General features: G+C 43.8%; 19 protein-coding genes and 1 pseudogene. 9 read left to right on the top strand and 11 right to left on the bottom strand.

What is annotated here, in order from left to right:
- Positions 1-72 precede the first annotated feature (72 nt).
- From galE to QWZ07_RS01975, 4 genes and pseudogenes are all read right to left on the bottom strand, one after another.
- On the bottom strand, positions 73-1086 hold the full coding sequence (galE, locus tag QWZ07_RS01990) for a UDP-glucose 4-epimerase GalE (protein ID WP_017112006.1): 1014 nt from the start codon (positions 1084-1086) through the stop codon (positions 73-75).
- An 82-nt stretch (positions 1087-1168) separates the two neighbouring features.
- Positions 1169-3145 (bottom strand): annotated as a pseudogene (locus QWZ07_RS01985) (diguanylate cyclase domain-containing protein).
- A complete protein-coding gene (locus QWZ07_RS01980; protein ID WP_192852630.1) occupies positions 3145-3681 on the bottom strand; it encodes a YfiR family protein in 537 nt (178 codons plus the stop codon). The pseudogene QWZ07_RS01985 and the gene QWZ07_RS01980 overlap by 1 nt, the downstream one beginning before the upstream one ends.
- A complete protein-coding gene (locus tag QWZ07_RS01975) occupies positions 3671-5734 on the bottom strand; it encodes a TonB-dependent receptor plug domain-containing protein (protein WP_192852629.1) in 2064 nt (687 codons plus the stop codon). The genes QWZ07_RS01980 and QWZ07_RS01975 overlap by 11 nt, the downstream gene beginning before the upstream one ends.
- A gap of 170 nt (positions 5735-5904) precedes the next feature.
- On the opposite strand from QWZ07_RS01975, the gene QWZ07_RS01970 reads away from it, so the two are divergent.
- The 3 genes from QWZ07_RS01970 to QWZ07_RS01960 all read left to right on the top strand — a co-directional run bounded on the left by QWZ07_RS01970 (position 5905) and on the right by QWZ07_RS01960 (position 8517).
- On the top strand, positions 5905-6648 hold the full coding sequence (locus tag QWZ07_RS01970; RefSeq protein WP_102513921.1) for a 5-oxoprolinase subunit PxpA: 744 nt from the start codon (positions 5905-5907) through the stop codon (positions 6646-6648).
- 167 nt (positions 6649-6815) lie between these two features.
- The gene (locus QWZ07_RS01965; protein WP_192852628.1) at positions 6816-7586 is read left to right on the top strand and encodes a 5-oxoprolinase subunit B family protein; all 771 of its coding nucleotides are present in this window, start codon (positions 6816-6818) and stop codon (positions 7584-7586) included.
- Entirely contained in the window at positions 7579-8517 is a 939-nt protein-coding gene (locus QWZ07_RS01960) for a 5-oxoprolinase subunit C family protein (protein WP_192852627.1), read from the top strand. The genes QWZ07_RS01965 and QWZ07_RS01960 overlap by 8 nt, the downstream gene beginning before the upstream one ends.
- Positions 8518-8672: 155 nt before the next feature.
- Here the strand turns inward: QWZ07_RS01960 and QWZ07_RS01955 are convergent, their stop codons facing one another.
- The 3 genes from QWZ07_RS01955 to QWZ07_RS01945 all read right to left on the bottom strand — a co-directional run bounded on the left by QWZ07_RS01955 (position 8673) and on the right by QWZ07_RS01945 (position 13796).
- Entirely contained in the window at positions 8673-10127 is a 1455-nt protein-coding gene (locus QWZ07_RS01955) for an FAD-dependent oxidoreductase (RefSeq protein ID WP_192852626.1), read from the bottom strand.
- Between the two features lie 554 nt (positions 10128-10681).
- Complete coding sequence (locus QWZ07_RS01950) at positions 10682-13120, bottom strand: ABC transporter permease (protein ID WP_192852625.1); 2439 nt, start codon at positions 13118-13120, stop codon at positions 10682-10684.
- A gap of 1 nt (position 13121) precedes the next feature.
- A complete protein-coding gene (locus QWZ07_RS01945; protein ID WP_192852624.1) occupies positions 13122-13796 on the bottom strand; it encodes an ABC transporter ATP-binding protein in 675 nt (224 codons plus the stop codon).
- Here QWZ07_RS01945 and QWZ07_RS01940 point away from each other — a divergent pair.
- The 5 genes from QWZ07_RS01940 to mrdA all read left to right on the top strand — a co-directional run bounded on the left by QWZ07_RS01940 (position 13795) and on the right by mrdA (position 21703).
- Entirely contained in the window at positions 13795-14418 is a 624-nt protein-coding gene (locus tag QWZ07_RS01940) for an arylesterase (protein ID WP_065105729.1), read from the top strand. The genes QWZ07_RS01945 and QWZ07_RS01940 overlap by 2 nt on opposite strands.
- 81 nt (positions 14419-14499) lie before the next feature.
- The gene (fabV, locus tag QWZ07_RS01935) at positions 14500-15699 is read left to right on the top strand and encodes an enoyl-ACP reductase FabV (RefSeq protein ID WP_192852623.1); all 1200 of its coding nucleotides are present in this window, start codon (positions 14500-14502) and stop codon (positions 15697-15699) included.
- 179 nt (positions 15700-15878) lie between these two features.
- Complete coding sequence (locus tag QWZ07_RS01930) at positions 15879-17786, top strand: sensor domain-containing phosphodiesterase (protein ID WP_192852622.1); 1908 nt, start codon at positions 15879-15881, stop codon at positions 17784-17786.
- A 119-nt stretch (positions 17787-17905) separates the two neighbouring features.
- Positions 17906-19567 (top strand): ABC-ATPase domain-containing protein, encoded by a 1662-nt coding sequence (locus tag QWZ07_RS01925; RefSeq protein WP_192852621.1) that lies wholly within the window; start codon positions 17906-17908, stop codon positions 19565-19567.
- A 237-nt stretch (positions 19568-19804) separates the two neighbouring features.
- A complete protein-coding gene (gene mrdA, locus QWZ07_RS01920) occupies positions 19805-21703 on the top strand; it encodes a penicillin-binding protein 2 (RefSeq protein ID WP_192852639.1) in 1899 nt (632 codons plus the stop codon).
- A gap of 109 nt (positions 21704-21812) precedes the next feature.
- Here the strand turns inward: mrdA and QWZ07_RS01915 are convergent, their stop codons facing one another.
- Both QWZ07_RS01915 and QWZ07_RS01910 read right to left on the bottom strand, forming a co-directional pair.
- Positions 21813-22448: a DNA-J related domain-containing protein gene (locus tag QWZ07_RS01915; RefSeq protein WP_029223687.1), complete on the bottom strand. Its 636-nt coding sequence runs from the start codon at positions 22446-22448 to the stop codon at positions 21813-21815.
- 176 nt (positions 22449-22624) lie between these two features.
- Positions 22625-23464: an isopenicillin N synthase family dioxygenase gene (locus QWZ07_RS01910; protein WP_192852620.1), complete on the bottom strand. Its 840-nt coding sequence runs from the start codon at positions 23462-23464 to the stop codon at positions 22625-22627.
- A gap of 200 nt (positions 23465-23664) precedes the next feature.
- Here QWZ07_RS01910 and QWZ07_RS01905 point away from each other — a divergent pair, with 200 nt between their 5' ends.
- Entirely contained in the window at positions 23665-24273 is a 609-nt protein-coding gene (locus tag QWZ07_RS01905) for a DUF2238 domain-containing protein (protein WP_102513928.1), read from the top strand.
- A gap of 80 nt (positions 24274-24353) precedes the next feature.
- Here QWZ07_RS01905 and QWZ07_RS01900 read toward each other — a convergent pair whose 3' ends face one another.
- Together QWZ07_RS01900 and QWZ07_RS01895 are read right to left on the bottom strand one after the other, a co-directional pair.
- Positions 24354-24605: a hypothetical protein gene (locus tag QWZ07_RS01900; RefSeq protein WP_017067298.1), complete on the bottom strand. Its 252-nt coding sequence runs from the start codon at positions 24603-24605 to the stop codon at positions 24354-24356.
- 21 nt (positions 24606-24626) lie between these two features.
- Positions 24627-25535, bottom strand: a complete 909-nt coding sequence (locus QWZ07_RS01895) for a DMT family transporter (RefSeq protein WP_192852619.1) — start codon at positions 25533-25535, stop codon at positions 24627-24629.
- Positions 25536-25565: the final 30 nt, after the last annotated feature.

Here is a 25565-nt window from a genome sequence, read left to right as displayed (position 1 = left end):
TTATTCGATTTAGATCAAAAAAGATGCCCTAAAGCATCTTTTTGTACGTTAACTATTCATGAAACGGCTAGATCAACCAGGGAAACCATCAGGGTTCGTTGACTGCCAGCGCCATGTATCTTCGGTCATGTCAGTCAGTGTACGTGTTGCATTCCAGCCCAATTCTTTCTGAGCTTTAGCCGGATCTGCCCAGCATTCTGCGATATCACCTGGGCGACGATCGACCAGTTGATAAGGGACTTGTTTGCCGCTCGCTTTCTCAAACGCCTTAACCATATCTAATACACTTGAACCGTTGCCTGTACCAAGATTGTAGATATGAAGACCGTCTTTACGCCCTACTTTCTCAAGTGCCGCGATATGACCGTCAGACAGATCCATGACGTGGATGTAATCACGTACGCCAGTGCCGTCCTTTGTTGGGTAGTCGCTACCAAATACGGATAAGAATTCACGGCGGCCTACGGCTACTTGAGATACGAATGGCATTAGGTTATTTGGGATACCTTGTGGGTCTTCACCTAACTCACCACTTGGATGAGAACCGACTGGGTTGAAGTAACGCAGCAGTGTAATACTCCAATCTGGATTCGCTTGTTGGAAATCTGTTAAGCACTCTTCAACCATTAGCTTACTACGGCCATAAGGGTTGGTTGCACTTGTCGGGAAATCTTCAGTAATTGGAACACTGGCTGGATCGCCGTATACCGTTGCTGATGAACTAAATACTAGTGTTTTCACACCAGCTTCACGCATTGCATCAACAAGAACTAGCGAACCATTTACATTGTTGTCGTAGTATTCAAGAGGCTTAGCAACGGATTCACCAACCGCTTTCAAACCAGCAAAGTGGATAACAGCTTCGATGTTATGTTGCTTCATGGTTTCAATCAGTAGTGCTTTATCGCGAATGTCGCCTTCAATAAAATCAGGACGAACGCCAGACACTTTCTCGATACGTTCTAATACGCTCGGCTTGCTGTTATACAAATTATCAAAAAGAACAGGCGTCATACCTGCATTGATCATTTGGATACTTGTGTGACTGCCGATGTAGCCCATGCCACCTGTAACTAAAACATTCATGTTTAGCAGACCTTTTAATTAAAATTATTCAACCTATCACTTATGATACAACAACTTAGGGTGGGCTCACAAACACCGGAGCCTATTTACCCTCACGAGCGAACACAAACTGGCCTTTTCCTTTGCGTTTCGCTTGGTACATAGCCTCATCAGCAACTTTTAGAATCACGTCAATATCACGCTCTGAGCCATCAACTAAATGGATACCTAAGCTCGCACCCACATGAAGTGAACGCTGTTTATAGTTAACTTCTTGCCCGATCAGATCCAACAATCGCTCGGCTAACTTAGCTAACAAGACCTTGTTTGTCTGTTTAATAATAAGAACAAATTCATCACCCGACAAACGTGCAACCAAATCCCCCGCCCTTACCTGAGATAACAACCGGTTTGATACTTCTTTAAGGATCTCGTCACCTGCATCGTGTCCATAGCTGTCATTCACTTCTTTGAAACCATCCAAATCCAAGTAGACAACCGCGAAATGCTGATTTGAATAGTGGCTCGACGTGACAACATCATCCATAACCTTATACAGCTGCGCTCTATTCGCTAACCCGGTTAATGCATCGTGATGAGCCAAGTGTTCGAGTCTTTCCATCTCTTTAACGTTGGACAAATCAGACAGCGTTAATACCATATCAAACTCGTCTTTCTCATTGTCTGAGGCAACTCTATTCACTTTGACAAACATTGGAACTAACGTACCAGACGCACTCTTCTCCCACACTTCGCCTTGCCATTGACCATAGTTCTCTAACGAACTGCGAATTGTCGGCATTAGTGATGAAAACTGCTGCCACGAAAATACTTCAAATGGTGTTTTGCCCACCAGCAGATCAGAGTGATAACCGAGAAGTTGTGTGATCGCCGGGTTAACCATAGTTATCACATTGGACGAGTTCAGCACGATCAAACCGTCTTTACTGTTTTCGAAAACACCCGCTGCAATACGTTGGCGGCTCATGGCCGTTTCTATATCTGTGACATCTTGGATTGCGTAAAGAATACGACCGTGTTTTGTCAAAGAACGGCTACTCACACGAAGCCAGCGTTTTGATTGAAAGAGATCGGTGGTTTCCAGCAATTCATCATTGAGTTCAATATTGGCATCAGTAACAACTTGTAAGTAGCCCGTTTGCTTGGTCGCGATCAACTCTTGGATCAACAAGTTCTCAAGAAAGGCTTCCGAGCATTTAAAAATATCCCGAGTAGCTGCGTTCGCATGAAGGATGAGTCCTTTTTCATCCACCACCAACAACGAGTGCTGAACGGTTTCAATGACCTCATTTGCGAACGATTTTTCTTCTTGTAACTTGTCTAACGTAAAATTGATTTGGTTGTCGCGATGGTGAAGCCTTTCTAACATGGTATTGAAAGCTCGAACCAGATCACCGATTTCATCGCGGTTCGTTGCGACCAATTTCGGCTGCTTTGAACGACGCTCAACGAAGGCTTGCATCGCCTCATTGAGGTCAAACATCGGTTCGATGATCAAGCGTTGAACCAATTTGACCAGTACTCCGCCTTAGATCACCAGAAACAACAGGTAGACGACCGCAACCTTGAAAATATTCGTTAAGATCGCATTAAACGTCTCTTTCGATATTGTCACTCTCAAGTTCGCGATCACTGCGCCATCCAGCGTCACTGGAACGAGTAAAAATATGAAATGCTCAGAGATGGCAAATTGATGATCTGCGATATCGTCTAATTCATCTGTATTTGGCCTTGGAACCAAAGTGTTACTCACCTGATAGCTTGCAAAAAGCTGCTCGTTAATGTCATAGAGCTTGACTCTAACAATATCTCTATCTGCTACGAAAGCTGACAAAATTTCCTGAGCCGATGACCTGTCTTCAAATAGAATCGCGGCTTGTAGGTTATAAGCAACACCTTGTGCTAGCACTTTAACACGCTGGATAAGACTCTCTTTTTCTCTTTCAAACGTGACAGTGTAATTTACTGATTGAATCGTGACAAAAGTGACTGCGATGAAGATGATGATGGGTAATATCAGCTTGTTTTTAATCGATATGTTATTAATGAAAGACAACATTATTGGCCCTCCACTATAGCGATTCGTAACAGATTTGAGCCAATGACGTAGTCACCGCGCCTTGCATTCTCTAAATTGATCTTAGGTTTGAGCTTATTATCAATGTGAGTGAGCTCAATGACTCCACCTAAGTCCGTAAAGTTAGTGATATCACTGATTGTCACAGTATGTGGGGAGTGCTCTTGACTAAGGAATTGGTCATTTTTACGGTCAGACAAATACGTAATATCACACTTAGAAGTAATCGACTGTTGAACTTGGATAGCGAGCGAACGAATAGATTTCCCCTCTGTAATTGACGATAGCACTTGGCTTACCTTTTCATCGCCAATCACACAAAAGTTCACAGCGTTCATTGAGCTTTCATCATTCCAACGTATAAAATTCGCAATTCTAAAAAGGTACACCGCTTTCACTTCATAAGGTTTGAAGCTAGCTGCCGAGGTATTCAAAGGCATAATAAGCATCGTTAAAGCGGCAAGGCCTAATTTAAAGAAACCGAGCTTAATGCGGTGCTTAAGCCATTTAGAATTCATGAGAGATCCTCACATACACCGATTCTTGATTGACGCTTTTCTGAGATGTGAATTCAGCTTGATAGCCGTCACTCTTACCTATGTTTTCAACAACCACTTCAACTAAAGGCGCTGCGGACGTCTTTTTCCATGCGAGACGCGCATCAAAGGTTATTTCATGTGGGTAAGACTGCCATTCATATTGAGTGCCATCGCCTGCTACCCAATAGTCTGGATAATTCACATTAATGTACTGGCCAATCACATCGAATTGCCAACTTTCTGTGATATTCCACATCAACTGTGCCGTGGCTAAATGTTCATTATCAATATCGTAATAAACACTCGTTTGAAGACTAGATTTAGGGTCATCACCTTTATTCTTACCTTCTAACGTCGCATAGGCGTAGCTCAGGTAACTGGCTAGATCTGCGGTGAGTTGGTAACTCGCGCCTAACTCTAAGCCATAAGTTTTTGCTTTATAATCATCAGACAACGCCCCGACATAGACATGGTTAGCGGGGATATCGTTTGGGTCATAACTGTGGAAGCGAAGGTTGTCATGTTCACTCAGGTAAATCGTTACATCGAGTTCAAAGTTTGAATTGTTTGAGTAGCGATAACCCATTTCCGCCGTTACGACGTTCTCTGTTTCAAGATTCGAGCTTGATTTATATACATCTAAGTAGCTGTTGTTTGAATCAGTATTGTAACTATTGAAATAATAGGTGGAATTGGAATCCATATAAGATGGTGCAACAACTGCACGGCTAAGCCCCGCCCATATGGAGTGACGTTGAGTTACCTTATATAAACCACTCAGTTGAGGTGAAAGCTCAGTTGAATCATTCTGTGTAAAGTGTTCAACCTTGGCACCAAGAGTAATAGACAGCGCTTCCGTCATTTGAATTTGAGATTGTATAAAAGCGTTCGCAATATAATCGTTGGCAGATTGGATATTGTAGGCTCGACCATAGTAATCAGGGTTGTACCAATCAACGTCCGAAACTTGGCTTGAGGAGAAATCAAGGTACATATATCGCAGGCCACCACCGAGTGTTAGCTGATGGTTTGCCGACAGCTGGTTGATATATGTAGAGTCAAAATCGAGGGTCGAGTAGCTTCCTGGAGCGTCTGGCGCGTTATCCTCATTATATTCACCCCACAACGAATATGAGAGTGTCGAACTTTCATCAAAATGGCGAGAATCGTTGAACTGGACGTAAACCGATTGGCTCTTATTATCAAAATCGTTGGCTTGTGATCCGACAAACGATCCTGAATTATCATATTGGAACGTATACAACTCCGACTCATAAAAGCTTTTCTCACCACCAATACGTAATGACCAACTTTCTTCAGCATTACTTGGCTGAAACACCATCCCTGCCGTTTGTGCTTTCCATTTTTCAGATTCGTTTGTGCGATATGTGGGCTCTTCTCGGTACTTATAAAAGGCACGAGCATTCACACTGTCGTTTAGGCTTAATCCCTGACGAACACTAAATTCATAGTTATCAGTATTAGAAGCGACACCTGAGAGATAAGTCCCCTGCGTATCATTGGCAGACTTAGTAATGATATTGACAACACCATTAACCGCGTTGCCTCCCCAAATTGTTCCACCGGGGCCTTTTAGTACTTCGATGCGATCGATGTCGGCAAGTACATAATCAACGTCGCTCCAATACGTACCGCCATAGACTGGGCTAAACAAGCTTCGTCCATCCATCATCACGAGCATCTTGTTATATAGGCCATCATGAAAGCCGCGTGTCGAAACAAACCATGAGGTTTCGTTGAATTTGGTGACTTTGAGTCCAGGTACAAGTGTTAGGACCTCTGCAATGGTTTTCGCGCCACTGCGCTGAATTCTCTCATTAGAAAGCACATACACCGACGAGGGGATGTCAGTGAGTTTTTGTGTCACTTTCGAAGCCGTTTCCATTTCGACATCTAACATAGACAACTCTTCAAGGCTCATCGACATGAGTTGATCTAGAGAGTTTTCTTGAGCAGAGACAAAAACAGGTGTCGTTAATGCTAGTCCTAAGCAAACCTGGCGCGATATCATGTGCTCACCTAATATACAGATAGATATTAATCCTTTAATCGATAGTTTAACTATATATGAAATGCCATACTGGTAAATTTCCGATATCGAAAGTTTGAGTCAGGTCACTGTTTATTTTTGGCATTTATAAGACCGTCGTTACTTACCTCAACGTAAAGGATTAGCACCACGTGACAACGAAGATTTTGCTTAATTGCGACATGGGAGAAAGTTTCGGCAATTGGAAGATGGGCGATGATGAGTCGGTCATGGAATGGGTCGACATGGCAAACATTGCCTGTGGGTTTCATGCGTCCGATCCTCACGTGATGTCTAAAACCATTAAGCTTGCCGAACACTACCATACTCAGATAGGTGCTCATCCTGGCTATCAAGATCTTGTTGGCTTTGGGCGACGTTCAATCCCTCACACTATGGACGAGATCAGCGAATTAGTTTGCTATCAAGTGGGCGCATTGCAAGCCCTATGTCGTTATCACCATACTACGGTTGGGTATGTGAAACCTCATGGCGCCCTTTATAACGATATGATGGCAAACACCGATGTGTTTAACGCAGTCGCTCAAGCGGTTGCTGAGTTCAACATCCCTTTAATGATCCTCTCTTCTTCTGATAATCAACAGTATTTAGACATCGCTGATGATCATGATTTGCCTCTACTCTTTGAAGCGTTCGCAGACAGAGCTTATTTAAACAGTGGACAGCTCGCGCCGAGAACTTTAAAAGGTTCGGTTTATGTCAATCAAGATGATATCTATAACCAAGTCATGCAGATCGTCAATTACGGCTCAGTTACAACGCTCGAAGGTGAACGACTCCCTATTGAAGCCGACACGATTTGCGTCCATGGCGATAATCCACAATCGATCGCATTGATAAAGAAAATCAGACAAGACCTCAACGCTTTTAATTAATACTGCGAAAGCTATAAAGCTGTAAGCTTCGAAGCGGTTAGTTAAAAAGAAAGCGATAAGATAAGACCACAAAACAAGAAACCATGGCCAATTACCAAAGCTCATTATGCTGTGATTGGCACGAATGTACTTTAAAGCGTATTTCTTCGTATCAGTATGGAAGCGAAATGAAGATGAACAAGATTGAATTCAATATCGACCCTGTCGCAGAGTGCAGTGTTCTCGTTACATTAAAGCCGGTTTGCTCTTCAAGCGTGACGCAAGGTGCAGAGCACAGTTCAAGTGCGGATGATTCTCGATACATGGCTCATTTTTCTGAAGCCATTCGACAACATTTCGCGTCAGTATTAATGAACGTGACACCGGCTTATCACACAATATTGGTGGATTACCTCCCTTACCGAATATCTGAACAACAATTGGTTGAACAACTTAACACCCTACTCACTCAATCCTTGTCGACACTTGCAAAAAAACATTCCCAATCAAATGTTGTTGAACTGCCCGCCTATTATTCTAAAGAGACCGCACTCGATTTAGAACGATACCAAGACAAAGGGCTATCGTTAGATTCTGTTATTGCTTATCACACCTCTCAGACATACCACGTCAGCGCAATTGGCTTTATTCCTGGCTTTGCCTTTATGTCTGATGTGCCTGATGAGCTGGTATTGCCGCGCCATGCGACTCCGCGTTTAAGTGTGCCTAAAGGCAGTATTGCTATTGCAGGTTCAAAAACGGCTGTTTATCCATCTGACTCACCGGGTGGATGGAATATTATAGGTAACTGCCCTCTATCTCTGTTCGACTATGGCCAATTAACCAACGCAGACATGGCCTCGCAAGGTCTCTCATTATTGAATGTTGGCGATAGCGTGCAATTTAAAGCCATTACTAAAGAAGAATTCATTGAACTAGGAGGCGTGCTTCATGGTTAAGCCAACACTGACAGTACTTAAGCCGGGTCCTATGAGTTTGATTCAAGATTTCGGACGATTTGGTGTCGCACACCTCGGTTTAACACAAGGCGGCCCGGTCGATGATTACTCTTACAGTTGGGCTAATCACCTATTACAAAATCCCGTAAACTTAGCCGCGTTAGAAATTACCCTAGGACAATGCGCTTTCAAGATCGATCATGATTGTGAAATGTCGATATGTGGCGGAGACTTGCAGGCGGCTTTGGATGGCCAGAAGCTTGATAACTGGAGTACTTTCCAAGCTCGAGCTGGGCAGATTTTATCTTTTGGATTACCGAAGAATGGCCTTCGAGCCTATTTGGCGATTAAGGGAGGGTTTGATGTTCCCGTGACTCTAAATAGTCGTTCTACGGTTACACGAGAAAAGATTGGCGGTCTTACCCAAAATGGTGAGTCTTGCCAACAAGGTCAGAAGATAGCATTCTCGACACATCCTCTCACTCAACCTTTCAAGCCAGTGAGCGTCACGTTCAGATATAAGCCGAACTATAATTTGCCTTTGAATTTACGCATTATTGAAGGTTATCAATGCAATCTGTTTTCTGAACCTGCGAAGGAAACGCTCTATAGCTCCAACTATCGTGTTGACCAGAATTCGAACCGTATGGGTTATCGACTCAGTGGTGAGCCGGTCGCTTCTCCTGATGTTTCTTTGTTATCTGAGGGAATTGCACTTGGGGCAATTCAAATCCCACAAGACGGGCAACCTATCGTGCTATTGAACGACCGACAAACCATTGGTGGATATCCGAAGATTGGGTGTATCGCTCGAATTGACTTACCGAGGTTAGCTCAAGCAAAACCGGGCCATGAAATATCGTTTAGTAAAGGCGATCGTTTGGGCTTACAAGATGTGTGGTGTCAGTGGGCGCAGTTCTTCGGTTATTGATGCTTTTGCTCTCGATGCATAACATTCGCTTAAGATAGATTAACCAGACGCTTAAATAGAAAAATCCAGCTTACTGTTTGCAGCAAGCTGGATTTTGTATTTGGTTATCATGGTTTAAGGTCAAGATATAAGGTTCTAAGAGAATTAGACCAGCTTTAGCCGTGATCTTGCCCTGATACCTTCGCAAGCGCATCTGGATAACCGCGCTCTTGAGTTAATCCTATCGCTCTGTTTTCAATATCATTTAGATTAAGTGACATTGTCACTGAGTGCGTATCTTCAATCGATATCGATTCAGTTATATCAAACCATTGCTTAGCAACTTTTTGTGCCGCCTCTAAAGTGGAAGACGCTTTGACGACTTCAAGTCGAGCATAGCGGTCACCGCAGAAAGACACGTCTGAAGCTCTCAAGCTTGGGTCCGTTCCCGGAATTTGCTGCGCACCGAAAAGCGGCTTGCCGCCAACTTCAGCAGAAGCAAAGCTTGGAATGAACTGAGACATATGAGTAATCGCCGCTCGCGTTCTTAACTCAAGTTGCTCTTCACTCCAACCAGATACGATTTTCTTAAGCAGCTTAGAAGGTAACTGAGGTTGCGATGAATCCGTTGAAGATGAAACCAATCCGCCCTCAAACAGCGTAATCCCTTCTGTCATACCATGAAGCTGGAACACACCATCGGCATACGGCGTTAATTGCGCCATGCCTTGCGGAGTACCTCTTGGGCCATGAAAGATAACCTCTGGCCACTCTTCCTTACATTCTTGCGAATATGGCCACTCAGTAACGTAGGCGGCTTTAAATTCGACCAACCTTTGCTGTTTAGAGCCAACAAAGTCATCGACAATGCCGGTCTCGAAACCACTCGCATTAATCAAGTAATCTGCCGTCAGTTTACGGCTTTGATTTTCACGGTCAGTGTAAGTTAAAGACCAGCCTTCATGAGTCGATTCAACAGACTGTAAGCGGCTATTGGTTAACACAGTGCAATTCGATTGTTTATCAAGGGATAACTGAGCTGTCGCGGACAATCGGAATACACTCCAACCATACTCTTGAACCATCGCAACAGGGTATTTGAGCGTGTCTAAATCAGTGTGTTTAGCAAAAGGAATACACCAGTCATCGAGAGATGTAGGCTTCAGAGGCTGCGTTTTTTCAGAAAGTGCTAACAAATCCTCTTTGTTATACAGCTTGTAATACTCTTCCGGGTCGCCAAGCACTTGATTGCTTTTATCTTGTTTAACAAGGTCAGCATAGGCTTGTTTGATGAGCTTAAGGCGAGGAAGTAAATCCGTCGGCTCGCCGCCATCACTATGTGGCACAGCGATGATTGTCGGTCGAATATTGATCGTGTGAGGGAATAGTCGGACAGTATCAATCGACTGCGTGAGCAATTGGAGACACTGCTCTACAGAAATATCTCGATACAAATTGCCGCCAGCGTGCAAGTGGCAAATGGGTGGCCCATTAACCAAACTTGGCCCTTTTTCCAAGATAATGACCTTAAAACCCAGCTCACTAAAATGAATAGCGCTTGTGGTTCCGGCAATACCGCCGCCAACAATGGCAATAGAAGGTTGATTTGTATCCGTTTTGTTGTGGTTCATCGTGTTCTGTAGAATTAGATTAACTGCCTCTATTCTACTTTTGTTCGGCGATGAATTAAATCACATTTTTATCAAGGTCTTAGCATTCTGCTTCTTAATATCCATAAAAAAAACAAAAATAATTTCTTGACTTAATAACTCTAGATTACGATTTCAAGGTTATCTAACAGTCAGATTTGTCCTAAGTGACGCCACATAAAGGCTGTCTCAACACTCGTAAAACATCGATGTTAACTTATCCCTAAAGTTATCCACCGTTTTTGTGGATAACTGTTGATAACGTTCTTGCTAAGTTGCGCAAACCCTTTGTTTACAGGGACTAACCGATGTTCATAAAATCGGCGATATTGAACAATGAGTTTTAATTAATGCTGAGAAATGTCTATTTTAAGGTGAGATATATCTTGTGAGTCACACCAGTTGGTTAAATAAAAAGCGGCCTATCGCGAGTGACCTAAAAGATGCAAATAGGTATTCGCTGCTAGACCGCTTTAAAAAATGTGGGTGACGTAAGTGAGTCACCCGCTTTTACTTAACCAATCTCGTTTTAGTGACTATCCAAAGTCTTTGTTTACTGGCGCCAATAAACGTTTAATCAAACTGTTAACTACCGCCGCTAAAGTGATGAAAGTCAGAACCGGAAGAACAATCCACAACATTGGATGAAGTGATGGTTCTAACTCGAAGCCGAAGTTCATCACGCCGGCGACGCTGAGTTCTGAACCCAAAGCTGCAATCGAGCCCGCCACCAGTGCCATCAATCCATATTCACACCAAATGGTATTAAGAATGCGCTTCTTACTCGCCCCTAGGGTTCTATATAAACGAATCTCTTGCTGTCGTTGAGATAGGCTCAATCTTAACAGTGTGAAGATTAACAACAGCCCCGCTACCACGCCAAGTGCCGCGAGCACGGTGATTGACCAGACGATTTGTTTAAGCAGCTCTTGTATCTTGCTGCCCATCTTTCGAATGTCCATCAAACTTACAGTCGGGTGATTACGTGACAGATCGTTGAGCATTTGATTGTGCTGCTCTTCTAATCTGAAGCTCACCAACCAAGTAGAAGGAATCGAACTCAATACATCCGGTGTAAAGATGAAGTAGAAGTTTGGCTTCATTTCACGCCACTCTACCTTCCTGATACTATTCACGTTGGCCACAACACTCTGGCTGTTTATCGTGAAGGTTAGCTCATCACCAATCTCCAAGCCTAGCTGTTCAGCCACTTCAGATTCGACGGACACACCTTTCTCTTGAGTCCAAGCGCCTTCAAGCACTTCGTTATAGACTGGTAGAGCGTCTCCCCACGTAAAGTTAATCTCTCGGCTTAGTGCATCTGTACCTTCCGATGTATCACTGTACTCGTTCGCTTCGACTCCGTTTATTGTGGTTAAGCGGCCACGAATAATTGGGAACGCCTGAGTACGCTCTACATTGTTGGCATCAATGGTCGCGAGATAATCGTATTTCTCATAGCTCGCAATGTTCAGTGCAAACGCATTGGGCGCGTTTTTAGGTAAGGTTTGTTGCCAATCTGACAACAAATCACTTCTCACTAACCAGATAATCGATAGCAACATCAAAGACAACGCTAAAGACCCGAACTGAATACCAGTAGCAAAAGGTGTGCGATTGATTCGACTTAACGCCAAACGCATCGAGGTTGATGTCGGTAATTTGCCAAACAAGCGCAATACCACATTACTGACGACCGCTAATACTAAGAACAGACAAGCGATACCGGCTAAGACAATCCACACCAACAAGTTATCGCCGTACATCAACATCATTGGAATAATAGGCACAAGCAACAACAGGTACTTTTTATAACTTTCACGTAACTGGTGATTTGATTGAATAACGCTAATGGCCGATGTATTGACCAAACCTATTAGTGGGATACCTAACGCAGGCACGCCAATCAAGATGCTTGATACGATAGCCAGTATTGCAGGTTCAGCGCCATAACTAGGAAGTGGTGTTGGCAGTAGGTCACCCAGTGGAATTCGCAATAGAAACTCTAGGCCGATACCAATGGTAATACCCAGTACAGCACCAATAACGACTAACAGAGATACCTGTACAGATAGCCATTTAATAATCCACTGCTTACTCGCACCTAAACTTTTAAGCATCGCAATGGTTTTTCGACGACTCGCCACATAGTGTTGGCAAGTCAGAACTAAAGTAGTCGCAGCCATGATCACTACGATAGCTACCGTCAGCGATAAGTATTGAGTGGTACTTTCGAACATGTCGTTGGTACGACTGGCTGAATCTTGTGTACGCCAGCGATCACTTGGTGTCAGTTCGATACTGTCTTGTGCGGCTTTGAGTTTCGATTCATCACCATTTAAAAACAATCTAAAGCTAACGCGGCTACCTGGTTGGATAGCGCCTGTCGCTTCAACATCGTTATTGTGAATCAGAACAGCAGGCATTTGTTGGAAAGGGTTAAAACTCAAGCCCGGCTCTTGCGCGATACGCCCTGTGATTGTTAAATCGGCATCGCCTATCGTGACATTGTCACCTATCTCAACTTCTAGCTGAGCAAATATACGCTCATCAAGCCACAATTCACCCGGTTCAACATGATTGCTTGCCGCATTATCTGCGCCTTCTAGTATCATTTCACCGCGTAAAGGGTAATTGCTCTCTACCGCTTTAACGGTAACCAATTGCATCGAGTTATCACTGAATGCCATCGTTGAGAAGCGAGTTAACTGAGAGCTTTCTAACTGTTCAACCTGAGTCAGGTCTAATAAAGGTTGTGGGATTGGGTTTGCCGATACAAATACACTGTCGGCGGTTAACGCATCTTTGCCTTGCTTTACGATCACTTGTTCCATACGCTCAGCCAAAGCTGAAAGCGCAAACACACAAGCAATGATGAGTGTTAAAGCGATGGATACCGGCCATAGCTGACCATGTCGAATTTCTTCGATGCTCCATGAAAACAGTCGTTTGTTCAGTCCGTGTGATGAATTCAATTTACACTTCCTCTATGTGACCGACGTGCATTTTCAAGGTTCGTTGGCAACGCTGTGCGAGTTTAGGGTCGTGCGTCACGAGAACAAGCGTGGTGCCGTGCAATGAATTGAGTTCAAACAACAACTCGACGATTTTCGCTGCCGTTTGTTGATCTAGGTTGCCCGTTGGTTCATCGGCAAACAAAATTTTAGGCTTAATCATAAACGCACGAGCCAATGCGACCCTTTGTTGTTCACCAACTGATAGTTGAGATGGCAAGTGATCAAGCCTGTCTTTCAAGCCCACAGATTCAAGCAGAGCCGTCGCGCGTTCGATGTCTTCGTCTTCACCTTTCAATAAACAAGGTAGCGTGACGTTTTGCAGCGCAGAAAGGCTTGGGATCAATAAGAAGCTTTGGAAAACAAACCCAACGGATTCACTGCGAATTTTGGCTCTCGCTTCGTCATCTAGCTGTGATAGAGGTTGGCCTAACAAACTGATTTCGCCAGAAGTTGGAACGTCGAGCCCTGCAAGCAGTGTCATTAACGTGGATTTACCCGCGCCGGAAGTACCGACAATCGCAACCGTTTCACCCTCACGAATATCGATATCAACATGCTCTAAGATTGTTAAATGTTCTTGATTAGTAGACACTGTCTTGGAAACAGCTTCTGCTTTTATGATGGATGTATGCATGACTCGACTAATTTCCTTTTTATTTTTTATTTTATTTTCAACCGCTTCGTTAGCTCAAGGCCCTACGTCAGCTCAAGTTTCCAAGTTATTGGTACTTGGCGATAGCTTGAGTGCGGGTTACAACATGGATATCAAGCAAAGCTGGCCAAGTTTGTTGCCAGACGCATTGGAAAAACATGATAAAACCGTGAACGTGGTCAACGGCAGTATTTCTGGTGACACAACGGGCAATGGCCTAGCGCGTTTACCGCAACTGCTTGAAGAACACGCCCCAGACACCGTTCTTATTGAACTTGGCGCGAATGATGGACTGCGTGGCTTCCCTCCTAAGCTTATGTCTGCAAATCTGGACCAGATCATCGAGCAAGTAAAAGCTGCGGGCGCAAAACCAATTATGATGCAGATTAAAATCCCACCTAACTACGGCAAACGTTACAACGAACAATTCGAGTACGTTTTTACATCGCTGTCTGATCAACAAGACGTGCCACTTTTGCCCTTTTTCCTTGAGCACATCATCCTCAAACCTGAGTGGATGATGAACGATGGACTGCATCCAAAACCAGAAGCTCAACCTTGGATCGCTGAATTCGTCGCCGAAGAATTATATCAGTATCTTTAAGTTTTAATGGTCTAGCTCAATAAATTTTACACAGCTTTACGTTAGCCTGAGTGCATATCACCGTTAACTGTAAGGTTATTTATGCTGATCGAACCTATTATCAAGGGTGTGGTAGCCAAAAGCGCTCACCCTCTTGGCTGTAAAGAAGCCGTCAAACAACAGATCAAATTTGTTAAGAGTGCGCCGCAAATCAAAGATGGCCCTAAACGAGTCCTGATCATCGGCGCATCCTCTGGCTTCGGGCTTGCCGCTCGTATCGCCCTTACCTTTGGCGGTGCTAAAGCTGACACCATCGGCGTCTCATTCGAGCGCGGTCCTAATGAAAAATCCTTAGGCACTGCAGGTTGGTACAACAATATCTACTTCAGAAAAGAAGCCGAACGAGAGCAGCGTACTGCGATCAACATCGTTGGCGATGCCTTTTCACAAGAGACACGCTCCCAAGTTGTCGAAGCCATCGAAACTTACTTCGAAGGTGAAGTGGATCTGATTATCTACAGCCTAGCCGCTGGCGTTAGACCGAAACCAAATTCCGAAGACTTCTGGCGCTCTGCGATCAAGCCAATCGGTGAAAGCGTCACTGGCGCGACGATATCTCTTGAACACGATCATTGGGTAACCAACACGCTTGAAGCAGCAACCGAAGAAGAAGCCGAAAGCACACTCAAAGTCATGGGTGGCGAAGACTGGGAAAACTGGATAGATGAGCTGATCAATGCTGAATCTATCGCCCCAGGCTGTAAAACCATCGCATTTTCTTACGTTGGTCCAGAAGTCACGCACCCTATCTACTTGGACGGTACTTTGGGCCGCGCTAAAATAGACCTTCATCAAACCAGCCACGCACTTAACCTTGAACTAGCAAACTTTGGCGGTAATGCTTACGCGACCGTGTGTAAGGCATTAGTCACCAAAGCGAGCGTATTCATTCCGGGTTTAAGCCCCTACTTGCTTGCTTTATATAAAGTGATGAAAGAGAAAGAAACCCACGAAGGTTGTATCGAACAGATGCAGCGCTTGTTTAGTAGCAAACTGTATGGTCAGGAAAAAGTGCCACTTGATGGTGAACGACTAGTGCGAATGGATGAATGGGAACTCGATCCAGAAACCCAAGCTCATGTGACAGAGTTACTTGAAGCCATGGATGAAAACAACTTCCAATCAATCGGTGACTATCAAGGTTTTAAAGAAGAGTTTTTACAGTTGAACGGTTTTGCTCAACCATCGGTAGACTATAAACAGAAACTTAACACTGAAGATTTTATAAAGTTAAAGCCTTAATCGAAACTTATCTCATTACTGAGACCCAGATTCATATTTGAAAACCTCTGCAAAATTGCAGAGGTTTTTTTCTGCAACTTTTCTTATACTTAATTAACGTAATGTTCACAGGCTATTTGGTTTCATCATAATTAACACAGGATGTGTTGATGCATTAAGCATAATTGACTCGGAGTCATATGAAGAAAATTAAAACTCTAGATTTAGACATCCCAGACGACATGAAATCCGGTTGGCAAAATATTGTCGACTTGCTGGCTCAGATCACTGAGGTTCCAGCGGCTCTCATCATGCGTGTCCACAGCAACTCCATCGAAGTTTTTTCAACCAGCCGTAGCGAAAATAACCCCTATACCCAAGGCGACTCAGAAACATTAGGCAATGGCTTGTACTGCGAAAAGGTAATGGAATCTCAGCAAAACCTTGTCGTTCCTAACGCCTTGGCTGACCATGAGTGGGAAAACAACCCCGACATCAAACTTGGTTTGGTGTCTTATTGTGGTATTCCGTTACTTTGGCCGAATGGCGAGCTGTTCGGTACGATCTGCATCTTAGATTCTAAAGAAAACCACTACACACCTACCTATATCAAGTTACTAGAAAGCTTTCGTACTTCAATCGAATCTCAACTCAAGACATTGTTTCAGCACGCGAAACTGACTCAGATGAATGAAGAGTTAAAAAACCGCGTTTACACTCGAACTAAAGATTTAGCGAGCCTGAACTACTCACTCAACCAAGAGATTGATAAGCGCAAAGCGGCTGAACAAAAAATCAATTTCCAGAAGAACCACGATCTTGGTACCGGATTTTTGAACCGCAACGCATTTGAATCTCGCTTAAACCAAAGGTTGTCTACACAGAATAGACTGACCGATTGTTCTTACGCTGTCATTCATATCGGCTTTACCAATGGTCGACGTATCCAAGCTCGTTACGGTTATAACGCATTAGACCAAGTGTTGGTTGAATACCGTCAACGAATCGAAAGCATCTCCGATGTTGAAGTTTTCACGGCGCGCCCTACTTCTGTTGACCTCGTATTGGCGTTCAGCGTTAAGGATTTACAGCATCGCCTCGAAGAACTGTGCAAGAGTTTGGTTAATGTTGGCCATTCAGAATTCGCCATAGATAATGACAAGGTTCATTTGCATGCTTTTATTGGCATTGCGATAACTGACAACGAAGACGATGCTGAAAGTGTGCTGCAAAAGTCGTCAGAAGCGATGCTTGCCTGCAAAGACTCGGGGCAAAAGTTTGCTTATTACTCTCAGTCACATACCGAAGAACAAAGTCACCTTAATAAGATCGAAGGTTATTTGTTACACGCCGTTCGTAATGACGACTTGATGCTCTATTTCCAGCCGAAAGTCTGCCCGCTCACTCATCGCTGGGTTGGCGCAGAAGCACTGTTACGGTGGAGGCACCCTGTTCTTGGTGACATCTCAAACGAAACCTTGATTCACATGGCGGAGCAAAACGGTTTGATCTTCGAGGTTGGTAGTTTTGTGTTGCGTAACGCGATTGAAAAAGCCAAAGAGTGGTCACAATACGTCGATGATTTCAAAATGGCCGTCAATGTGTCTGCCGTTCAACTTAAAAACGTGCATTTCGCCGAGCAAGTTATTCACCTCTTAGAAACTTATCACCTTGAACCGCATTTTTTAGAACTCGAAGTCACTGAAAGCGGCCTGATCGCGGATGAAGTGGTGGCAAAGAACACCTTGGAATCTTTGCATGATATCGGTGTTACATTGTCACTTGATGATTTCGGTACAGGCTATGCCTCATTCAGTTACCTCAAAAAGTTCCCATTCGACGCAATCAAGATCGATAAGAGCTTTGTCGACCAAATGTTGAACTCAAGTGAAGACAAAGAGATTGTTCGTTCTATTGTTCAAATTGCCAAAAAACTCGACTTGAAAGTCACCATCGAAGGCATTGAGTCAGAAGTTCAGGAGCAATTCATCGTTGAAGAAGGCTGCGATGTTGGACAAGGTTACCTCTATGGAAAGCCGATGCCCGGGCAAGAATTCGAACATAGCTTAGTCAATCAAAACTATTTGGGGTCAACTCGTTACGCTTAAAGCGAAAAAGAGCAGTTTGTTTTGGATTTAGGCTTACTTTCTCTTTACTCTAAAGGTGGTGATTTTTATAATCGCCGCCTTTCTGTTTTTATCTTCCCTTTATATAGGCATTCCTCGTTATGGATCAGTTGACTGCAAAGCTTAAAAAGCTCGAAAAACAAAACTTCCGCGCATATCAACAAATTAAAGGTCAATACGACTTTGCTGATTTCGAATTACACATCGACCACGTTCAAGGTGACCCGTACGCATCTTCTTCACGTTTTCGCGCAACACGCGCTTGGTCGTTAACAGGGTTAGGTTGGCTGAAAGAAAAGTCTTACGAATACCAAGTAGCAGCGCGTGACTTTATTGCACGTAGCTTCTCTGAGTTTGCTAAGCAAGAAGCGACCGTGTCTATAGCATTAACGGGTCAAACTGTTTTGGATAACACATCAGTGGTTTTCACCGAGCACGGTATCGAAATCCGTTTTCGTATCAACCTACCTGCTGATGGTCGTAGTATTCTTGCAAAGAAAGCAATCAACATCATTACGTTCTATTTGCCTAAGTTTATTCGTCGCGCAACGCTTGAACGCGAACTCAACATCGAAGCGATGATTAAGCATTGTGAAGCTGTTGAAGACCAAGACGCATTGCGCGCTCAATTGGAAGAAAACAACCTAGCGGCATTCGTAGCAAATGGCAGCGTATTGCCTCGTATCGCAGGTAACTGTGATTTACCAATGAAAGGCGCGGTTCCTTTCCTAGCACCAGAGTCTTTGAGTGTTACCTTAAACACACCAAACCAAGGTGATGTGACCGGTTTAGGCATTCCTAAAGGCATCACACTGATCGTTGGTGGTGGTTTCCATGGTAAATCTACACTATTGAACGCCGTTGAACGTTCTATCTATAACCATATTCCAGGTGATGGTCGTGAAGGCATCGTGACGGCGACTGATACGATGAAGATCCGTGCAGAAGATGGCCGATGTGTACATAACTTGAATCTTTCAAACTACATCAACCATTTACCAATGCAGAAAGACACGTCTGATTTCAGCACACAAGATGCGTCTGGCTCGACTTCGCAAGCAGCTTGGCTACAAGAATCAATTGAAGCGGGTGTACAAACGCTCCTTATCGATGAAGATACTTCAGCGACTAACTTCATGATTCGTGACGAGCGTATGCAAGCGCTAGTATCAAAAGGGGCTGAGCCTATCACTCCACTTGTTGACCGTATTGGCCAACTTCGCGAAGAGATGGACATCTCAACTATCGTGGTAATGGGTGGTTCTGGTGATTACTTAGATGTGGCTGACACTGTGATTCAAATGCACGACTACCAAGCGGTAGACGTAACTGAAAGAGCACAAGAAGTGATCGCTCAACACCCTACTCAGCGAACTAACGAATGTGAGACAGCATTAGAAACGTTTGTTCCTCGCTCCTTAAACCGTGCTGCACTGATGAACATTCTTACTGACGGTAAATTCCGTGTTAACGCGAAAGGCAAAGAGTCACTGCGTTTTGGTAAGGAATTTGCTGACCTTTCTGCATTAGAGCAGTTAGAGTCAACTTCAGAAGTGAACGCGATTGGTTGGGCATGGTTCCAGTTTGCACAAACTCCAGGTTGGTCAAACAATCCTGCTAAAGAGTTTAGCGCTATCTTAAGCGATGAGTGGCACGTGAATATGCCAAACTACGGTGACTTAGCGAAACCAAGAGTTTTGGATGTAATGGCCGCTCTAAACAGAATGCGTAAATCTCAGTTCAAACCTTCGAACTCGAACTAACACCTCGCGTTAAGTTAATCTTTATTGTTACGGCTCTCATTTATGAGGGCCGTTTTTTTGCGTTCAATTCCTATATTTCTATCTGATTCACTCACTCTTTACGTGGCTACATTGTTAGTCAGCACTTTAATCATAGAAATCCAAAAAATCATGACACAGTTTTTACAAATCTATAGTGATATTCAGATAAAGTCCCGATTCGATAAGTGTAACTAAATGTAACGGGCTTGGATTTTGATTAACCATAAACGCGTAAAAATGCGTGATCACAAAGGTGAAGTAAGGCTCTTTAGAAACCGAGTCATCATTGCATTCATCGGTATTCTACTTTTCACTCTCGTCTTAGTCGGTAACCTATACCGACTCCAAGTTCAAAACTTTGAAAACTACCAAACTCGCGCGAATGGCAATCGAATCAAGGTTCTCCCTATCCCTCCCGTCCGTGGGCTTATCTTTGACCGTAACGGTAAGCCGTTGGCAGAAAATAAACTGGTCTATAACTTAACAATGGTACCTGAGAAGTCTGGTGATATAGAGCCATTATTAGAACAGTTAAATGAATCTATTCCATTAAGCCAAGAAAAAATCGATAAGTTTAAAGAACGTTACAAACACACCCGCCGCTTCAAAACCGTTACGATTATAGAAAACTTAACTGAAGAAGAAATAGCAAGATTTTCGGTGCATCAGTATCAGTTTCCTGGTGTGGCTGTTGATACTAACCTAACCCGATTTTACCCGAACGGTGAAGTGCTTACGCACGTGTTGGGTTATGTTGCACATATTAACGATGGCGATTTACGAAAACTGGAAGAGCTCGGCAAGAGAGACAATTATCAAGCAACGACCATTATCGGAAAGTTGGGGGTCGAGCGTTATTACGAAGACTTATTGCATGGCCAAAAGGGCTACCAAGAAGTCGAGGTTAATAGTCGTGGACGTGTGGTCCGTACTATTAAGTACGTGCCGCCAGTGGCAGGCAAAGATATCGTGCTAAACATCGACTTGGACTTACAAAAGTATGTATTTGAACAACTCAAAGGCCACACAGGCAGTGCGGTCGTGCTAGACCCTGGCGATAACAGCGTTTTAGCGATGGCTTCAAGCCCTAGCTATGACCCTAACCTTTTTGTTGATGGTATATCGAGTAAGAATTACCAGCGGCTTCTGCACGACCCAGCTCACCCTCTAGTTAATAGATCGACTCTAGGTGTCTATCCACCTGGATCGACAATCAAACCCTTTATGGCGGTTGCAGGACTAGAAGAGCACATTATCTCGAAGAACACGGTAAGAAACGATCACGGCTCTTGGCGCATTCCTGGTTCTAAACCTAATTCCAAATCTTGGCGTGACTGGAAGCGTTGGGGACATGGTCCCGTCGATGTTACTCAAGCAATCGAAGAGTCTGTTGATTCCTTTTTCTATCAAATTGCGTTTGATTTGGGTATTGATCGCATATCTAAGTGGATGAATCGCTTCGGGTTTGGTGAACCGACTGGCATCGATATCTATGAAGAAAGCAACGCTAATATGCCAACTCGCGAATGGAAAATGATGCGCTATCGTACGCCTTGGTATCAAGGTGACACGGTACCTATCGGGATTGGTCAAGGTTACTGGACATCCACCCCTTTGCAATTGGCAAAAGCGACCTCTGTACTGGTCAATCACGGAAAAGTAATAGCACCACACCTTCTTCGAGCAACACTCGATCACGGTGAAGACTTAGAGACACAAACCTTAATTCAACCTGAAAAAATGAAGTCTATTGACGAGGTACCAGATAGCCTGTGGGAAGTTCCAATTAATGCGATGAGACTCGTTAACCACGGCAGTCGTGGTAGTGGTAGAAAAGCGTTTAAAGGCAGTGAGTATACAAGTGGTGGTAAATCAGGTACATCACAGGTTTTCGGCTTGGCAAAAGATCAGGTGTACAACTCAAAAGAGTTAGAAAGGCACTTGCTTGACCACGCACTCTACACAGCTTTTGCACCATACGAGAATCCTGATTATGTGGCTACTGTAGTTATAGAACACGGTAACGGGGGCTCAAAAGTGGCAGCTCCATACATTCGTAAGGTACTCGATTACGCATTTGAGCATAAGAGCGGAGTGAGTAAAGACCATTCCTAGCTTCGTCATTTGCAATAAACACAAAGCCCTACTAATGACATGTGGGGCTTTTTTGTGTTCTCTGTTTTCTAGGATCTTAGTAGATCAAGTCGGCCAAGCTTGAACTGTTTTAGCTGCGCAATATATGCCATGCTTCGCACAATGTCTGAAACTTAGCCGTGTTGCCCTCGTCCCTATCTGGATGCCAACGTAGTGCGAGGCGTCGCCACCTTTTACGAATCTCTTGTTGAGTCGCGTCTAATGGCAACTCAAACAAACTGAGTGCATGGCTTCTGTCCATATCCGTTTCACTGCCACCAACAAACCTTTTGTATCGAGTCCAAAACTCATTCAACAACCTTTTGACTTCACCCTCATTCGCCTCATAGTTAAGCCAGTTGATGTAATAGTCACGCAATGGGTCTTGAAGATCGATGGTATGAGTACTGCCATGATAACGGCCGCTCATCAGTTCAATGTCCATGGCTTGAACCTGCAACCAACTATCTGGGTACAATGTCTCTTGCAATTGATAGAGGGCATTCATAATTAAGAAGTTTTTCTTAAACAGCTCTTTTTCAGGTACGGGATCTAACACTGGTACCAAACCAAGATCTTTGAGGTGTGCCGCCAAGGTATGCACTTTCCATCCACTAGGCTTTTGCTTAAGCACTTCCATAATTGGCCAAAGCAACGGGTTTTCCATATGTGCTTGGAAATTAGGGCTAATATCCTGATGACTTGGTGAATCTGGATTGTCTAACATAATAAAGTGAGCCGTTGCCATATGCATTTGAGTGTCTTATTAATTGAAAGCGATTTACGACAGTTTGTCGAGTTTCAAATCAAATAAACATCAATCCGTTGCACCAGATATACAAAAGGCCAGCATTACGCTGGCCCTCAGGAATATACAGTTTAACTTATGTGAGGTTGAACTGATTAGATAACGCCAAGCTCTCTTAGACGTTCCATTAGGTATTCATTTGCCGTGTACTTATCTGACAGAACCACTTCTGGTTTCGGGTGAAGGAAAAGAGGCAAAGAAATGCGAGACTTTTCTTGGCGAGCACCTGATGGGTTGATTACACGGTGAGTCGTTGATGGGAAGTAACCACCAGACGCTTCTTGCAGCATGTCACCGATATTGATGATCATGTTACCGAAATCACATGGCACATCAATCCACTCATCATTCTGAGCTTTAACTTGAAGACCAGGCTCGTTTGCAGCAGGAAGAACAGTCAGTAAGTTGATGTCCTCGTGTGCTGCTGCGCGGATAGCACCTGGTTCTTCATCACCTTGCATTGGTGGATAGTGAAGAACGCGAAGCAGCGTTTGTTCGCTACCATTAATCATTTCAGAAAGCGCGATTGAGAACTTCTCTTGTACTTCTTGAGGTGCATGTGCTTCAACCCAACCTAATAGCTCTTGAGCAAAAGCATTAGCACGTTGGTAGTAATCTAGAATCTGTTCTTTTAGCTGTTCAGGAATCTGACCCCAAGGGTATACGTGAAAGTACTCTTTGATGTCTTTTACAGTGTGGCCCTTAGCAACTTCAGACACTGAAGGTGGAAAATATCCATCTTGTGTTTCAACATTAAAGTGGAAGTTCTCTTTCTCTTCAGAAATGAAGAATTGGTACCAGTTCTCGTAAATTGACTCAACAAGCTCTTTTGGGATCGGGTGATTCTTAAGAACACCAAAACCCGTTTCACGTAGAGAGCGAACAAATTGTTCTGCTGCGTCGTCAGCAAGGTAATCGACAGTTTCCAGTTTCATGACTTTTCTTTCTTGTTATGTAGTGATGCAACGATTTTAAGGATCGCTTTGTTGTAAATCAAACTTTTGTGAAACTCTCGCAACCGTTTGTCTAGATACTGGGCGATAACGCTAGTTTTCAACAAATATGGTGATTAGAGCACAATTGAACACTGTTCATTATTGTGTAACTATACATGAAACTTATACAGGATCTGATGATGACAATTACGCCACTTGCTCAAAATAGACCTCTACTCTCACTAACTGCAGTCTATCTTGTTATCTTTCTCTTTTCAGCCTTTGCTCCGTCTTCAAGAGCCGTTTGGATCGCTGAGATTGTCCCTGCTCTCGGTATTCTTGTCGGGATATGGTGGTTATCCACCAAGCTTACCTTTTCAAAGACGGCTTACGTCCTGATGTTCATCTGGTTGGTTCTGCATACGATTGGGGCTAAGTATACCTTCGCTGAAGTACCATTTGATTGGTTTAATAACTTGATTGGATCTGAACGTAATAACTTCGACCGCGTGGCGCACTTTTCGATTGGTCTTTACGCTTATCCGCTCGCTGAATATTTGATTCGTAAGAAACTGGCTCAAGCGGTATTGGCGTGCTTCTTTGCTCTGTTTGCCATCATGAGTGTTGCAGCAGGTTATGAGATTATTGAGTGGTGGTACGCGGAGATTGCAGGTGGTGATGAAGGTATCGCATTCCTTGGTTCACAAGGTGATATTTGGGACGCGCAGAAAGACATGCTTTGCGACACCACCGGAGCGATAGTCTCGCTATTGATTCTTAAGCTTCAAGGTCGAGTCAGAACTTATTAATACTAGCCTTTAAACCTGAACTTCAATACCAAATTTGAAATGCCACACACATTATATGCTGTGGCATTTATTCTTCTCTATTACTTCATTGTTACCTTGCCACCCACAAACTTGTAGGCTGGCGTACCTCGAACCAAGGTATCTCGCGCAAATTCAATCCCGCATTCAGGGCATACGCATGGCTCTGTCGTGAAATCTTCGACGATGCGTTCCTTAAAGCACTTTACGAGCGCTCCTTTGCCGCCTTTTCGATACTTGAAAAGTTGCGTCTTACATTTAGCGCAGAATATCTGAACCGTTTTGGTCGGTTGTTTCTTGTTTGGTTTAGCCATAGAAGTTAATGATTGAACTCTTTATTTCTTAAGTTTAGGTGCGACAAGAACCAAGCTTATCCCGAGTAAAATAACGGTTGATGAGATAACAAATTGCATGGTAACAGGTTCAGATAACAACAAGACGCCACCGAGTGTCGCGATAACCGGCACAGAAAGCTGAGCAATAGATGCGACCACTGTATTAAGCTTTTTCACCACGTAATACCACAAACTATAACCGACACCAGAAGCCACTGAGCCCGACAATATTGCGTAAATCAAACCTTGTTCAGTGATGGATATTTGCGATGCCACACTAGGGATAACAAGTAACAGGCTTACTAACAGAAGGATCGCTAACGAGCTAAATCCAAAGTTGGCTGTCGTAGATTGCAACGCGTTTGTGGATTTCTTACCCGCCAGTGTATAAATGCCCCACCCAATTCCAGCGAGAGTCATCAATATGATAGAGGTTATATCTGGCGAACTTGTCGATTCCGTCGGCATGAGTAAGTAAACGAGCCCAGAGACTGACAACAAACAACCACACCACTCTAACAATGACATTCTGTTGCCTGCTAACAGGTGTGCGGCAATCATCGTGAATTGAACCGCGACAAACAGGACCAAAGCACCAAGCCCCGCCCCTAGTGTTAAATAGGCAAACGAGAAGCCGAACATGTAAACAAGTAACGCCACTATTGCTGTTAGATCAAACTGAGAACCAACCTTGGTATACGTCGATGTGTTGTTGACCGCTTTATCTTGCTTGCGCTTAGCGCTAGAAGATAAGGTTAATAAAATCAACAGGGTAAACGCACCTGATATGATACGCATGATCGAGAAACTCAAAGGATCAATCGTTTGATCCATCAAAGCCCAACGACACAATACTGAATTGGCAGCAAATGCCACCAGCGTAATAAATGTGATAATCACCGTTTGCATCGTGTTGTCCTAATCAAGTTATCTCTGGTT

The organism is Vibrio lentus (assembly GCF_030409755.1).
Lineage (GTDB): Bacteria > Pseudomonadota > Gammaproteobacteria > Enterobacterales > Vibrionaceae > Vibrio > Vibrio lentus.
This window is presented reverse-complemented; position numbering and strand designations above follow the sequence as displayed.

What these genes read in the sequence shown, in the direction of transcription:
- galE (WP_017112006.1), bottom strand. Translation starts at nt 1,086, where the DNA reads ATGAATGTTTTAGTTACAGGTGGCATGGGCTACATCGGCAGTCACACA.
- QWZ07_RS01980 (WP_192852630.1), bottom strand. Translation starts at nt 3,681, where the DNA reads ATGAATTCTAAATGGCTTAAGCACCGCATTAAGCTCGGTTTCTTTAAA.
- QWZ07_RS01975 (WP_192852629.1), bottom strand. Translation starts at nt 5,734, where the DNA reads ATGATATCGCGCCAGGTTTGCTTAGGACTAGCATTAACGACACCTGTT.
- QWZ07_RS01965 (WP_192852628.1), top strand. Translation starts at nt 6,816, where the DNA reads ATGAAGATGAACAAGATTGAATTCAATATCGACCCTGTCGCAGAGTGC.
- QWZ07_RS01960 (WP_192852627.1), top strand. Translation starts at nt 7,579, where the DNA reads ATGGTTAAGCCAACACTGACAGTACTTAAGCCGGGTCCTATGAGTTTG.
- QWZ07_RS01955 (WP_192852626.1), bottom strand. Translation starts at nt 10,127, where the DNA reads ATGAACCACAACAAAACGGATACAAATCAACCTTCTATTGCCATTGTT.
- QWZ07_RS01940 (WP_065105729.1), top strand. Translation starts at nt 13,795, where the DNA reads ATGACTCGACTAATTTCCTTTTTATTTTTTATTTTATTTTCAACCGCT.
- QWZ07_RS01945 (WP_192852624.1), bottom strand. Translation starts at nt 13,796, where the DNA reads ATGCATACATCCATCATAAAAGCAGAAGCTGTTTCCAAGACAGTGTCT.
- fabV (WP_192852623.1), top strand. Translation starts at nt 14,500, where the DNA reads ATGCTGATCGAACCTATTATCAAGGGTGTGGTAGCCAAAAGCGCTCAC.
- QWZ07_RS01930 (WP_192852622.1), top strand. Translation starts at nt 15,879, where the DNA reads ATGAAGAAAATTAAAACTCTAGATTTAGACATCCCAGACGACATGAAA.
- QWZ07_RS01925 (WP_192852621.1), top strand. Translation starts at nt 17,906, where the DNA reads ATGGATCAGTTGACTGCAAAGCTTAAAAAGCTCGAAAAACAAAACTTC.
- QWZ07_RS01915 (WP_029223687.1), bottom strand. Translation starts at nt 22,448, where the DNA reads ATGTTAGACAATCCAGATTCACCAAGTCATCAGGATATTAGCCCTAAT.
- QWZ07_RS01910 (WP_192852620.1), bottom strand. Translation starts at nt 23,464, where the DNA reads ATGAAACTGGAAACTGTCGATTACCTTGCTGACGACGCAGCAGAACAA.
- QWZ07_RS01905 (WP_102513928.1), top strand. Translation starts at nt 23,665, where the DNA reads ATGACAATTACGCCACTTGCTCAAAATAGACCTCTACTCTCACTAACT.
- QWZ07_RS01900 (WP_017067298.1), bottom strand. Translation starts at nt 24,605, where the DNA reads ATGGCTAAACCAAACAAGAAACAACCGACCAAAACGGTTCAGATATTC.
- QWZ07_RS01895 (WP_192852619.1), bottom strand. Translation starts at nt 25,535, where the DNA reads ATGCAAACGGTGATTATCACATTTATTACGCTGGTGGCATTTGCTGCC.